The sequence below is a fragment of the Pseudomonas sp. BF-R-26 genome, assembly GCF_019947395.1.
GTDB classification, from domain to species: Bacteria; Pseudomonadota; Gammaproteobacteria; order Pseudomonadales; family Pseudomonadaceae; genus Aquipseudomonas; species Aquipseudomonas farris.
This window is the reverse complement of record NZ_JAGYGK010000002.1, coordinates 370,148-383,193: the sequence shown is the minus strand read 5'-3', so window position 1 is coordinate 383,193 and position 13,046 is coordinate 370,148. Positions and strand designations below refer to the sequence as shown.

Sequence of the window (13,046 nt, the reverse complement as noted above, 5' to 3'; positions counted from 1 at the left end):
TCGCGGCTTATGCCATCTGATTGGAGTTTGATGACCATGAGTGTGGAAACTCAAAAGGAAACCCTGGGCTTCCAGACCGAGGTGAAGCAACTGCTGCACCTCATGATCCATTCGCTGTATTCCAACAAGGAAATTTTCCTTCGCGAATTGATCTCGAACGCCTCTGACGCTGTCGACAAATTACGCTTTGAAGCGCTGGCCAAGCCTGAATTGCTGGAAGGCGGCGCTGAACTGAAAATCCGTGTGAGCTTCGACAAAGACGCTAAAACCGTCACCCTTGAAGACAACGGCATCGGCATGAGCCGTGAAGACGCGGTCACCCATCTGGGTACCATCGCCAAATCCGGTACTGCCGATTTCATGAAACACCTTTCTGGCGATCAGAAAAAAGACTCGCACCTGATCGGTCAATTCGGTGTCGGTTTCTACTCGGCCTTCATCGTCGCCGATAAAGTTGATGTATTCAGCCGCCGTGCGGGCCTCGCTGCCAGCGAAGGCGTGCACTGGTCGTCCAAAGGCGAAGGCGAGTTCGAAATTTCCACCGTCGAGAAAGCCGACCGTGGTACCCGCATCGTCCTGCACCTGAAGTCCGCTGAAGACGAATTCGCCGATGGCTGGCGTCTGCGTAACATCATCAAGAAGTACTCCGACCACATCGCCTTGCCGATCGAGTTGCCGAAAGAAGTGGCAGCCGTTGAAGGCGAAGACAAGCCCGCCGTTGAGTGGGAAACCGTCAACCGCGCCAGCGCCCTGTGGACTCGCCCTCGCACTGAAGTAAAGGACGAGGAATACCAGGAGTTCTACAAACACGTTGCTCACGATTTCGAAAACCCGCTGAGCTGGAGCCACAACAAGGTCGAAGGCAAGCTCGAGTACACCTCGCTGCTTTATGTACCGACCCGTGCTCCGTTCGACCTGTACCAGCGTGAAGCGCCGAAAGGCCTGAAGCTTTACGTGCAGCGTGTGTTCGTCATGGATCAGGCCGAGTCGTTCCTGCCTCTGTACCTGCGCTTCATCAAAGGCGTGGTCGACTCCAACGACCTGTCGCTGAACGTGTCGCGGGAAATCCTGCAGAAAGACCCGATCATCGATTCCATGAAATCGGCGCTGACCAAGCGCGTTCTGGACATGCTGGAAAAGCTGGCGAAGAACGAGCCTGAGCAATACAAAGGCTTCTGGAAGAACTTCGGTCAGGTCATGAAAGAAGGCCCGGCAGAAGACTTCGCCAACAAAGAAAAAATTGCTGGTCTGCTGCGTTTCGCGTCCACTCAGGGCGACGACGGCGAGCAGGTTGTAGGTCTGGCCGACTACCTGGCTCGCGCCAAGGAAGGTCAGGACAAGATCTACTACCTGACTGGTGAAACCTACGCGCAAGTCAAAAACAGCCCGCACTTGGAAGTCTTCCGCAAGAAAGGCATCGAAGTGCTGCTGCTGACCGACCGCATCGACGAGTGGCTGATGAGCTACCTCAACGACTTCGACGGCAAGAGCTTTGTCGACGTGGCACGCGGTGACCTGGACCTCGGCAATCTGGATTCGGAAGAAGACAAGAAAGCCGCGGAAGAAGTCGCCAAGTCCAAAGAAGGCCTGGTTGAGCGTCTCAAGACCGCTTTGGGCGACTCCGTTGCTGAGGTGCGGGTTTCTCACCGTCTGACCGATTCCCCGGCGATTCTGGCCATCGGCGAGCAGGACTTGGGCCTGCAAATGCGTCAGATCCTGGAAGCCAGCGGTCAGAAGGTTCCGGATTCGAAGCCGATCTTCGAATTCAACCCGGCTCACCCGCTGATCGAGAAACTCGACAACGAGCAGAGCGACGAGCGCTTCGGCGACCTGTCGCACATTCTGTTCGATCAGGCGGCCCTGGCGGCCGGCGACAGCTTGAAAGACCCGGCCGCTTATGTGCGCCGTCTGAACAAGCTGCTGGTTGAGCTGTCGGTTTAACCGCGTTGTAAAAAAAACCCGCTTCGGCGGGTTTTTTCATTCTGGGGCTTTTTTACCGGGAGTTACTCATGAGCCAAATCATGGTTCGTTCAGTCGCTATCGATGCATTCCTTTGCTGCGCGTGAGAACAATCCGCCGATCAGTTACAGGGGCGTTGGCGGGCTTCGGTGTTTCGGCAGTTCGATCCGCTCACTTTCCCCCGGCACTGTCGGCCAATCCCCGGCTGCCCAACGCCGACGTGCTTCATCGATCAACGCCGGATCGCTGGCCACGAAATTCCAGTTGATCCGTCGCGGCCCATCCAGCGGCGCGCCGCCAAACAACACGGCATGACAGTCGTTCTCGGCAAACAGTGTCATCTCTTCCCCGGCCGGCAATACCACCAGCGAATGCGGCTCCAGCGGCTCGCCATCCAGTTGCACCTCACCGCTCAGCACATACAGTGCCCGTTCTTCATGCTCGGTGGGAATCAGCAATGTGGTCGCCGTTTGCAGGTTCAATTCGGCATACAGCGTAGGAGAAAGCACCGGGACCGGCGATTCGAGGCAAAAGCCTGACCCGGCAATCATCCGTATCTTCACACCAAGGTTATCGCTGACGGGCAGCGTGGCAGCCGGATGGTGGCTGTAGTGTCCAGGGCCGTGTTCACGATCCTTGGGCGAGGCCAGCCAGATCTGTAAGCCGTGCATCGTAAAGCCGCTGTCTTTCAATGGTTCGGGCGTGCGTTCGACGTGGGCAATTGCGCTACCCGCCGTCATCCAGCTGACATCGCCGGCATTCACTACCTGATCGGAACCGAGGCTGTCCTTGTGCTGGATTTGCCCTTCGAACAGGTAGGTGAGGGTGGACAGGCCGATGTGCGGATGCTGACGGATGTTCATGCCTTTGCCCGCCGGGTAACGGGTTTCGAGCATGTGGTCGAAAAACACGAAAGGCCCGACGTTGCGGCATTTGGCTGACGGCAATGGGCGAAGAATCGGCTGGCCTTCGACATCTTCGGCGCGAGGGCGGATCACGAGCGGAGTGTTCATGGTGCATTCCAAGCTGAGCGGGTGACGCAGGGAGCATAACCCGCTTGCGCAGCCCTTGCCGCTATTGGCTGAAGGCACCTTCGGACAGATGGGTTTCGATGCTGATCTCGGAAGTGGTCATCAGCTTGTGTACCGGGCAGCGGTCGGCCACGCGGTGCAGTTCGTCACGCTGAGCGTCGGTGAGCACACCCTTGAGCGTGAGTTCGACGTGCAGGGCGTATTTGCCTTTCTGCTCTTCACTGTTGTCGCGCGTGACCTCAACCTCGACACCCGTCAGCGGGATGTCCTTTTTCTTGGCATACATTTTCAGCGTCAGGGCCTTACAGGCACCGAGGGCTGCGTCGAAGTAGTCGTGTGGTTCAGGCGCGGTGCCTTCGCCACCGGAGGCTTTCGACACATCGGCAAAGAGTTCGTGGTCATCGATCTGGACGCTGTGACGAAAACCTTCGGCGGAGACAGTATTGACGGTAACAGTCATGGGAAACCTCGCGGGCAGTGGAAAAGTCATTCGATCAAAAAAGACCCTGAAGTTATAGAGCATTCCTTCAAGTTCGCGTTCCACTTTCTTACCAACTGAACCCTTGTTTGCGCGGGGCAGTCTATGTTGCTCATACCGCAGTTGCCCACCACCGGAGAATCCTGTGCCCCCGATCCGCTTGAGCCTCGCTTGGCTGTTGGCGCTGTGCAGCGTTGATGCCTACGCCCGCGAATACGCTTACAGCGATGCGCACCTGCATTACGTCGATTTTTTCCAGGAAACGGCTGGCATGTCGAAATTGCTCACGGCCATGGACGAAAATGCCATTGAGCATGTGATGATTTCCGGCATTCCGGTGGCCAAGAAATGGCACGAAGACGAACCCAAGCGTCCACGTTATTACGCCGGCGATGACGCCGATGCCTACTGGTACAGCGCGACCGATGTGATCGTCGCGGCGGCGGTGAATAAGCTGACGCCCGAGCAGCGCCAGCGTTTTCACCCTTTCCTGTCCGGCTTCAACCCGAATGACAAAAACTCCGCGGCACACATCCAGCGCATGCTCGACCTCAATCCCGGGCTTTGGCAGGGTATTGGTGAAGTCTTTACCCGTCACGACGATCTGACTGCGCTGACGTCCGGCGACACGCCGCGGGCCAACAATGAGGCGATGACCCGCATCTACCACCTGGCTGCCGAGAACGACTTGCCGGTGATGCTGCATTCCAACATCACCTCCAAGCGTGAAAAAAATCCGCTGTACCTGGCAGAAGTCGAAGAGCCGCTGCGCAATCATCCACACACGCGATTCATTTGGGCTCATGCAGGCACCAGTGCGGAGATTCATCGGCATCAGACTCAGCTGGATTTTCTGTTGCCGACGCTGTCGCGAATGCTCGAGGCTTACCCCAATCTGTTCGTTGACCTGTCCTGGAGCATGCTGACGCCTTACCTCTTGGACGAGCAGGGCAAGCCTCGGGATGAATGGGTGAAGCTGGTGGCGCGCTTTCCGGAGCGCTTCATGCTCGGTTCCGATGTGGTGGGACGTTTCAACAAGCTCGGTCAGGAAATGCGCAGCTTCGATCCGTTTCTTGATGCCTTGCCGGAGGATGTTGCCAGAAAGGTTGCGCGGGATAACTTTTTGGCGATTTTGCCTCGGTCTGTCGTGAAGTAACCGCAATCCTGTGGCGAGGGGGCTTGCCCCCGTTGGGTTGCGAAGCGACCCTAAAAACCTGCAATCGCATGTTTTCAGACATACCGCATATGCCTGTTTTACGACGGCTCGCCGCCGAACGGGGCGATGCGGCGTTCCGACAAGCCCCCTCGCCACAATGAGTCTTCAGCCTGCAGATATCCAAACTCAAGGTTGTCATCGTCCTGTCACCCCTGCGTCATACCCTCGCGCTCATCTCAATCAAGGAGCGCACCATGCACCTCACCCGTTTAGCCGCCCTGGCTACAATGATGTTCGTCAGTGGTCTGGCCAGTGCCGAAGTCCGCGTCGAAGGCCCAGTGGAATACGGCGTGTTCGCTGGCCCGAAAGCCGAACTGCAATCGGGCGAGCGAGTTTTGCGCCGCAGCAATGAACAGATCCAGCAGACCGAAATCGTCCCCGCCAAACTAGGCACCAAATTCGGTATGCGTTACCAGTTGGCCGGCAAGGTCGCCGAAGATCAGCCGCTGACTTTGCTCTATTTCACCCCGGGCATTCGTACTCCGGACGGCGTGCGTCACGACAAACTGGAAGTCACTCAAAAACTGGTACCCGGTGCTCCGCAGGACCTGATGGCCTTCGAGTTCACCGAAAGTCATGAAGTCGTTCCCGGTGAATGGCGTTTCATGGTGTTCCAGGGCGACCGTCTGCTGGCCCAGCAACGCTTTACCGTGCGCTGATCACTTTCTCGCCCAGCCAAATGCCAGACGAAAAAAAGCCCCGCGTTTGCGGGGCTTTCATGTCGTTGCGAATCAGCTGCCTTTGACCGTCTTGCCGTTGACCGTACCGTCGAGGAGCATGATGTTGTACTCCTTGCCGTCGGTTTCGACCTGTTGCAAACGGACCAGCAGATAATCCCAGTCCTTGGCGAACCACAGGACGGTGATGCGCTTGCTTTGTGTCGGATCGCGCACGCGCTCGACCTTGATCGCATCGATCTGGCCAGCCTTGGTGTCGACTTTCTCCGAACCCAGCACACGGAAGTCATAGGTATCGACTTCGCCGTCATCGACGACCTGATAGCTCATGCTTTTCTTGCCGGCGGCCACGTCATGCTGCAGCGCCAGTTGATAGGTGGACTTGTCGACCATGCCGCGGTTGAGCGGAAGCTTGACGGCGTCACCGCGATCGGTGCCGGTGACCATCTTGTTGGTCCAGTCGAAGTCCAGATCGGCCTTCTTGGCTTTGCCCAAGCCACCACGTTCGAAATGGTAGGACTGTGGCAGCAGCGTGTCCTTGTCCAGGGTCAGGGTGCTTTCTTCGGTCAGGCTGGCGATCATCATCGACGCCTTGAAGCTGAGTTTCCAGACGCCGTTGGCTCCCTTGGTCAGGCTGCGTTCGGCGGTGCCGCTCATGGGCAACTGCTTCCAGTCGGCGGTGTAGCTGGCGGAGAAGGGTTGAAGGTCTGCGGCCTGCGCAAACGGCAGGGCGAGCAGAGCGCAAGCGAAGAGCAGGGCGCGACGCATAAAATCTCCTAGGTTCGAATCAAGTGGCCGCTGGCCGCGAGTAACTGTCCGTCCAGTAAAGCACCTTGTTCGCCGAGTGATAAACGACCTTCAGCAAACCAGCGTACGGCCATCGGGTAGATCAGGTGTTCCTGGGTGTGGACTCGCTGCGCCAGACTCTGCGGCGAATCGTGCAACTCTACCGGTATTACTGCCTGTACGACCAGTGGTCCGCCATCGAGTTCCTCGGTGACGAAGTGCACGGAACAGCCGTGTTCAGTGTCGCCGGCCTCCAGCGCGCGCTGATGAGTGTGTAACCCTTTGTATTTGGGCAGCAGCGAGGGATGGATATTGAGCAGGCGACCCTGATAGTGGCGCACGAAGTCAGCGCTGAGAATGCGCATGAAGCCGGCCAGTACCACGAGTTTGGGGTTGAAGGCGTCGATCAGTTCGATCAGCGCGGCATCGAAGGCCTCGCGACCTTCGAAAGCCTTGTGATCCAGGGTGCGGGTGTCGATACCCGCGTCCCTGGCGCGTTGCAGGCCGTAGGCGTCGGCGCGGTTGGAGATCACCGCAGCGATGCGGGCCGGGCTGTCGCCGGTCCGCGTGCTGTCGATCAAGGCCTGCAAGTTACTGCCGGTGCCGGACAACAGCACCACCACATCACAGGTCTGGGACATCAATGAGCCTTGAGGTTCTTCAGTTCAACCTGGGCCGCGCCTTCGGCAGCGGTGGCGATCTGACCGATAACCCAAGGCTGCTCGCCAGCTTCACGCAGTACGTTCAGCGCGGTTTCAACGTGCTCTTGAGCAACGCAGATGACCATGCCGACGCCGCAGTTCAGCACGCGGTGCATTTCGTTTTCGTCGACGTTGCCTTTCTCTTGCAGCCAGTCGAACACGGCAGGGCGAGTCCAGCTTGCAACGTCAACCACCGCTTGTGCGCCTTTTGGCAGAACGCGCGGGATGTTGTCCAGCAGGCCACCACCGGTGATGTGGGCCATGGCTTTTACGGCACCGGTTTCTTTGATCAGCTTGAGCAGCGGCTTCACGTAGATGCGGGTCGGGGCCATCAGCAGGTCAGTCAGCGGTTTGCCGTCGAGCTGGATGTTTTCGATGTCTGCACCGGACACTTCGATGATCTTGCGGATCAGCGAGTAGCCGTTGGAGTGCGGGCCGGAAGATGGCAGGGCGAGCAGGGCATCGCCGGCAGCGACTTTGGAACCGTCGATGATTTCGGACTTTTCCACGACACCGACGCAGAAGCCGGCCAGGTCGTAGTCTTCGCCTTCGTACATGCCAGGCATTTCAGCGGTTTCGCCGCCGACCAGAGAGCAGCCGGAGAGTTCGCAGCCTGCGCCGATGCCGGTCACGACCTGGGTCGCGGTTTCGACGTTCAGTTTGCCGGTGGCGTAGTAGTCGAGGAAGAACAGCGGCTCGGCGCCGCAGACCACCAGGTCGTTCACGCACATGGCAACCAGGTCGATGCCGATGCTGTCGTGCTTGTTCAGGTTCAGCGCCAGGCGCAGTTTGGTGCCGACGCCGTCAGTGCCCGATACCAGTACCGGTTGCTTGTAACCGGCCGGGATTTCGCAGAGGGCGCCGAAACCGCCCAGGCCGCCCATGACTTCCGGGCGCGCAGTGCGCTTGGCGACGCTCTTGATGCGTTCGACCAATGCTTCACCGGCGTCGATGTCTACACCGGCGTCCTTGTAGCTCAGGGAGGGTTGCTTGCTCATGATCCAGGCCTTTAGGGGGGATTCAGGGGTAACGACCGAGTCCAGTGGGACCGCCGAAACAAACGAAGGCGAGTGCCATCCGCGAATTTCAGGGTGCCCGGCTGTTGCCGGTCTGCGAAGGCGCGCGATTTTATCAGGCTTGAGAGGCAGCGGCCATCCTCGTGCCGACGGGCAGGGGCATATCGCGTTAAAAAAACCGATATTGCCCGTGTTGGCGGTGTCCCGGATGGCTGTATAAGGTATCGACGTTAACCGTCTATCGTTATGACAGTGCGAAAACTTACCGGGATCGGGTGAATGTTTTGCTTGAACGTGTGGTCAACAGACCCCGGTTCAATCATCTTCACGCGGTCTGTTCCAGCCGCTCTTGTCGTCAGGAATCTTTTTATGCGTTTTCTTAAATTCTTGTTCGTGGGCTGTTTATCCATGGTCAGCCTGACTGGGCATGCCGAAACAGTCAAAAGCCTCTATCAAGTGCGCGAACCTGTCAGCAGCCAGACGCCGGAGGAGCGCGATCAGGCGACTCAGCGGGCGCTGGATACGTTGGTGTTGCGCCTGACCGGCGACCCCAAGGCTGCGCAGAGCCCGGGTCTGGCGACCGTGCGCAAAGACCCTCAGCAGATCATCAGTCAGTTCGGTTATGAGGCCGGGCCGCCGCAAGTGCTGAAAGTCGATTTCGATCCGGCCACCACCGAACAGGCCTTGCGGCGTGCCGGGTTGGCCATGTGGGGTAGCAACCGGCCGTCGATTCTCGGTTGGTGGTTGAACGATTCCACTGAAGGTTCGAGCCTGGTCGGTGATGGCCAGGCCAGTGCCACGCCACTGCTTCGAGCGGCGCAACATCGTGGGCTGCCGCTGCGTTTGCCGCTGGCGGACCTGGACGAGCAGATTGTCGCCACTGCGCCGAATCTGGAAAGTGCTGACCCGGCACCGCTGCGGGGCGCATCCGACCGCTACAATGCTGACGCTTTGCTGGCGGTGCATGCCCGTGAAGAGGGTGGCCAATGGCAAGCCAAGTGGCGTTTGTGGTTGGGCGATCAGAAAGAAACCGGAAGCGTGCAGGGCGCCGATACCGCCGCGCTGGCCGATGCGGTGATGCTGGCGGTCAGCCAACGCCTGGCGCCGCGTTTTGTCGCCAAGCCGGGTGCGTCGAGCGAGCAATTGCTGGAAGTGCAGGGGATGAGTCTGGAGCGTTATGCGACGCTCGGGCGTTTGCTGGAGCCTTTTGGCGCACGCCTGCAAAGTGTCGACGGCGACCGCGTGCTTTATCGGGTCAACGGCAGCCCCGATCAGTTGCGCGCGCAGTTGTCTTTGGCCAGGTTGCAGGAGATTCCGGCCGGTGAAGCGCCGGCCCCCGCTGCGCCTGTTCAACCCGTGGCGGCTGGCTCGACACCGGTCGCAGCGCCGGCCCCGGCACCGACGCCGCAGTTACGTTTTCGCTGGTAGTTTTTCTTTATATAGAAGCAGGAGTGGTACATGGCCGATACACGGCGTTGGTTCTGGCTCGGTGGGGTGGTCCTGCTTTGCGCGTTTGTTTACCTGTTGCACCCGATCCTGACGCCGTTCCTGGTGGCGCTGTTGCTGGCTTATCTGTTCGACCCGCTGGTGGATCGGCTGGAAAAGTACGGTCTGTCACGGACCTGGGGCGTGGTGGCGGTGTTCGCCTTGTTCACATTGATCGTCACCGCGTTGCTGTTGGTGCTGGTGCCAATGCTCGCCAAGCAGCTGTTCCGTTTGTATGAACTGGCGCCGCAAATGCTCGACTGGTTGCAGCACACCGCTGTGCCGTGGGCGCAATCGAAGATCGGGTTGTCGGACGGCTTCTGGAAGTTCGACAAGCTCAAGGCGGCGTTCAGCGAGCACATGGGCCAGACCACCGATGTGGTCGGCGTGGTGCTGAGTCAGGCGACGGCTTCAGGTCTTGCACTGATTGGCTGGTTGGCCAACCTGGTGCTGATTCCGGTGGTGAGTTTTTATCTGTTGCGCGACTGGGACCTGATGATGGCCAAGATCCGCAGCCTGCTGCCCCGTGATCGTGAAGAGCGCGTCATGTCCTTGGCGGGAGAATGCCACGAAGTGCTCGGGGCATTCGTGCGCGGCCAGTTGCTGGTGATGTTGGCGCTGGGCGTGATCTACGCCGCGGGCTTGATGATCGTCGGGCTGGAGCTGGGGCTGTTGATCGGTCTGATTGCCGGGTTGGCGGCGATCGTGCCGTACATGGGGTTCGTCATCGGGATTGGTGCGGCATTGATTGCCGGTTTGTTCCAGTTCGGTGGCGATTTGTATCCCATGATCGGTATTGTCGCGGTGTTCATGGTCGGTCAGGCGCTGGAGGGCATGGTCCTGACACCATTGCTGGTGGGCGACCGGATCGGCCTGCACCCGGTGGCGGTGATCTTCGCGATCCTGGCCGGCGGCGAGCTGTTTGGTTTTACCGGTGTGTTGCTGGCATTGCCGGTGGCGGCGGTGATCATGGTCCTGGTGCGTCACGTACACGATTTGTATAAGGATTCAGATATCTACGGCGGTGTCGACGAATCCGAGCTGTAAGTTTTTAATCGCTCGTAGCGGGCAGTCTGGTTTCGTGCCAGGTTTGCCCGTATCGCTCGTGTGGCTGTCATATGCGCCGTCAAAGAATCTGTCATAAAACCAATGCATTAACGCAAACCTTTGATTTTGCTTATGGTCTGTCGCATTGTGCGGTCAGCCGCACGGGTATAAACTTCGCAAACTTTACACAGAGGCCACTAACGGTTCCTTTGGAACTGTTCAGTCAGCATGAAACCGATTCAGCTGCCCCTAGGTGTGCGTCTGCGTGATGACGCTACCTTTATCAATTACTACCCAGGCGCCAATGCCGCTGCACTCGGCTATGTCGAGCGGCTCTGCGAAGCCGACGCCGGCTGGACGGAAAGCCTGATTTACCTCTGGGGCAAGGACGGGGTAGGGCGCACGCATTTATTGCAGGCGGCGTGTCTGCGCTTCGAACAACTGGGGGAGCCGGCGGTGTACCTGCCGTTGGCCGAGTTGTTGGACCGTGGCATCGAAATCCTCGACAACCTCGAACAATACGAACTGGTCTGCCTGGACGATTTGCAGGCAGTCGCCGGCAAGGCGGATTGGGAAGAGGCATTGTTCCATCTGTTCAATCGTCTGCGTGACAGCGGCCGGCGTCTGCTGATCGCCGCCTCGACATCTCCGCGCGAACTGCCGGTGAAGCTGGCGGATCTCAAGTCGCGGCTGACACTGGCACTCATCTTCCAGATGCGACCACTCTCTGACGAAGACAAATTGCGTGCCTTGCAGTTACGCGCATCCCGTCGCGGCCTGCACCTGACCGATGAAGTCGGGCATTTTATTTTGACCCGCGGTACCCGCAGCATGAGTGCGCTTTTCGAGCTGCTTGAACGCCTCGATCAGGCCTCCCTTCAAGCTCAGCGCAAGCTGACAATCCCGTTCCTGAAAGAAACCCTTGGTTGGTGAAAAAACTGATCAAGCCCAGGTTTTACACGGGTTTCGGTATATTCCAGGCGTCAACAAATCCGCTTTCCTGCAAGAGGGCAGGCTGCGCAAAGGTTCAAAATGGGCTTAAGCGCTTAGATGTAAACGAGAAACCGATAAGTCACATAAAGATCGATTGAATTTGCAAATGAGGTTGATAGCGGGCATAGTCTCGGCTTCTTTAGAAACTATCAGCCACGGTCGTGCCCATGCTAAATCGCTTCGCACCCCTCGTGCCTCTCGCACTCGTTACCCTGTTGTTCGGTTGCGCTGCCCACTCTCCAGTGTCCCAGCAAGAGCCACAACAGCAGGTCAAGAATTCAGTTACCGCGCAGTCTTCCGTTCTTTTCCAGGAAACTCTTTACCAGGAAGAGACAGCCACCGATAAAGAACTGGCAGACTTCGCCGGTGGCAAGTCGTACCAGCTTCCGGTTCTGGCCGACAGCATCCTCGAACGTGGCATGTCCCTGATCGGTACCCGTTACCGTTTCGGCGGCACCTCCGAGGCTGGTTTCGACTGCAGCGGCTTCATCGGTTATCTGTTTCGTGAAGAGGCCGGCATGAACCTGCCGCGCTCCACTCGCGAAATGATCAACGTTGACGCGCCTCTGGTTGCTCGCAGTGCCCTCAAGCCAGGTGACCTGCTGTTCTTCGCCACCAATGGTCGTCGCGGTCGTGTCAGTCACGCCGGGATCTACCTGGGTGACAACCAGTTCATCCACTCCAGCAGCCGCAAAAGCGGTGGTGTCCGGATCGATAACCTGGGCGACAGCTACTGGAGCAAGACCTTCATCGAAGCCAAGCGCGCACTCGCTATGGCGCCGGCAGCGGCCCCGGCTATCGTCACGGCACGCAAGTAAGCGGACAGTTTGTAAGGCGAACTTAAAGTCTTACTTGAAGTTTGCCGCGTAGCCGCTAGAATCCTGATCTATTATTGATGGCAAACCGCCTGCGTTCTGCGCAGGCGGTTTTCTTTTCTGTCTTTGTGGCAGAAAAAGCCGCAGCCAGATCAGGATGTTCTGCTTATGACGATGTCGGCCCGCCTCGCACTCATGTTCTTCGCAGCGCTGCTCAGTGCCTGCGCCAGCCGCCCACCGCCACCAGCGCCGGTGGTCCGCGCTCCGATTGTCTTCGGTCCTTCCCAAGCCTTTTCTCCTGCGGCAGAAGACGTGCTGTTTCGCGCGCTGGGCCTGGTGGGAACGCCTTATCGCTGGGGTGGCAACACGCCGGATTCCGGATTCGATTGCAGTGGTCTGATCGGTTATGTGTATCGCGATGTCGCAGGCATTTCCTTGCCGCGCTCCACCCGCGAGATGATCGGCATGCAGGCCCCCAATGTCGGTAAGGAAGGCCTGCAAACCGGTGACCTGATTTTCTTCGCCACCAATGGCGGCTCCCAGGTCAGCCACGCCGGGATCTACGTCGGCGAAGGCCGCTTCGTCCACGCGCCAGCCACGGGCGGCACGGTCAAGCTGGACAGCTTGTCCAAGGCTTACTGGCAGAAAGCCTATCTGAGCGCCAAGCGCGTCTTGCAGCCCGAGCACTTGGCACATAATCCATAGCGGAGGTTGTCATGACCGCTCGCACGCTCTGTCGTAAACGCTGATCCCCTGTGGGAGCGGGCTTGCCCGCGATGACGTCGGCGCATTCAACATCGATGTAGTCTGAGCTGCCGCTATCGCGGGCAAGCCCGCTCCCA

General features: G+C 58.6%; 13 protein-coding genes. 8 read left to right on the top strand and 5 right to left on the bottom strand.

Annotated elements, in window-relative coordinates; translation table 11 throughout:
* Nucleotides 1-36 precede the first annotated feature (36 nt).
* Complete coding sequence (gene htpG / locus KGB18_RS04015; protein ID WP_123721239.1) at nucleotides 37-1,941, top strand: molecular chaperone HtpG; 1,905 nt, start codon at nucleotides 37-39, stop codon at nucleotides 1,939-1,941.
* Nucleotides 1,942-2,084: 143 nt separating this feature from the next.
* Here htpG and KGB18_RS04010 read toward each other — a convergent pair whose 3' ends face one another.
* Nucleotides 2,085-2,972, bottom strand: coding sequence for a pirin family protein (locus tag KGB18_RS04010; protein ID WP_223569429.1), 888 nt, complete (start codon nucleotides 2,970-2,972; stop codon nucleotides 2,085-2,087).
* A 61-nt stretch (nucleotides 2,973-3,033) separates the two neighbouring features.
* Nucleotides 3,034-3,450, bottom strand: coding sequence for an OsmC family protein (locus KGB18_RS04005; RefSeq protein WP_123720747.1), 417 nt, complete (start codon nucleotides 3,448-3,450; stop codon nucleotides 3,034-3,036).
* A 163-nt stretch (nucleotides 3,451-3,613) separates the two neighbouring features.
* Between KGB18_RS04005 and KGB18_RS04000 the strand changes: the two genes are divergently transcribed.
* Complete coding sequence (locus KGB18_RS04000; protein ID WP_223569428.1) at nucleotides 3,614-4,624, top strand: amidohydrolase family protein; 1,011 nt, start codon at nucleotides 3,614-3,616, stop codon at nucleotides 4,622-4,624.
* 254 nt (nucleotides 4,625-4,878) lie between these two features.
* Complete coding sequence (locus KGB18_RS03995) at nucleotides 4,879-5,343, top strand: DUF3859 domain-containing protein (RefSeq protein ID WP_123720749.1); 465 nt, start codon at nucleotides 4,879-4,881, stop codon at nucleotides 5,341-5,343.
* 72 nt (nucleotides 5,344-5,415) lie between these two features.
* Here the strand turns inward: KGB18_RS03995 and KGB18_RS03990 are convergent, their stop codons facing one another.
* The 3 genes from KGB18_RS03990 to purM are packed head-to-tail and all read right to left on the bottom strand — an operon-like array spanning nucleotide 5,416 to nucleotide 7,846.
* Complete coding sequence (locus KGB18_RS03990; protein ID WP_123496149.1) at nucleotides 5,416-6,129, bottom strand: DUF3108 domain-containing protein; 714 nt, start codon at nucleotides 6,127-6,129, stop codon at nucleotides 5,416-5,418.
* An 8-nt stretch (nucleotides 6,130-6,137) separates the two neighbouring features.
* The gene (gene purN, locus KGB18_RS03985; protein ID WP_018925121.1) at nucleotides 6,138-6,788 is read right to left on the bottom strand and encodes a phosphoribosylglycinamide formyltransferase; all 651 of its coding nucleotides are present in this window, start codon (nucleotides 6,786-6,788) and stop codon (nucleotides 6,138-6,140) included.
* On the bottom strand, nucleotides 6,788-7,846 hold the full coding sequence (purM, locus tag KGB18_RS03980) for a phosphoribosylformylglycinamidine cyclo-ligase (protein WP_008013877.1): 1,059 nt from the start codon (nucleotides 7,844-7,846) through the stop codon (nucleotides 6,788-6,790). The genes purN and purM overlap by 1 nt, the downstream gene beginning before the upstream one ends.
* A gap of 387 nt (nucleotides 7,847-8,233) precedes the next feature.
* On the opposite strand from purM, the gene KGB18_RS03975 reads away from it, so the two are divergent.
* The 5 genes from KGB18_RS03975 to KGB18_RS03955 all read left to right on the top strand — a co-directional run bounded on the left by KGB18_RS03975 (nucleotide 8,234) and on the right by KGB18_RS03955 (nucleotide 12,909).
* Nucleotides 8,234-9,292: a DUF2066 domain-containing protein gene (locus tag KGB18_RS03975; protein ID WP_123720750.1), complete on the top strand. Its 1,059-nt coding sequence runs from the start codon at nucleotides 8,234-8,236 to the stop codon at nucleotides 9,290-9,292.
* A gap of 30 nt (nucleotides 9,293-9,322) precedes the next feature.
* Nucleotides 9,323-10,396, top strand: a complete 1,074-nt coding sequence (locus tag KGB18_RS03970) for an AI-2E family transporter (RefSeq protein WP_123720751.1) — start codon at nucleotides 9,323-9,325, stop codon at nucleotides 10,394-10,396.
* Nucleotides 10,397-10,624: 228 nt separating this feature from the next.
* A complete protein-coding gene (gene hda / locus KGB18_RS03965; protein ID WP_007898944.1) occupies nucleotides 10,625-11,329 on the top strand; it encodes a DnaA regulatory inactivator Hda in 705 nt (234 codons plus the stop codon).
* Between the two features lie 227 nt (nucleotides 11,330-11,556).
* Nucleotides 11,557-12,207, top strand: coding sequence for a C40 family peptidase (locus KGB18_RS03960; RefSeq protein WP_223569427.1), 651 nt, complete (start codon nucleotides 11,557-11,559; stop codon nucleotides 12,205-12,207).
* 165 nt (nucleotides 12,208-12,372) lie between these two features.
* Nucleotides 12,373-12,909, top strand: coding sequence for a C40 family peptidase (locus KGB18_RS03955; protein ID WP_123720753.1), 537 nt, complete (start codon nucleotides 12,373-12,375; stop codon nucleotides 12,907-12,909).
* Nucleotides 12,910-13,046 lie beyond the last annotated feature (137 nt).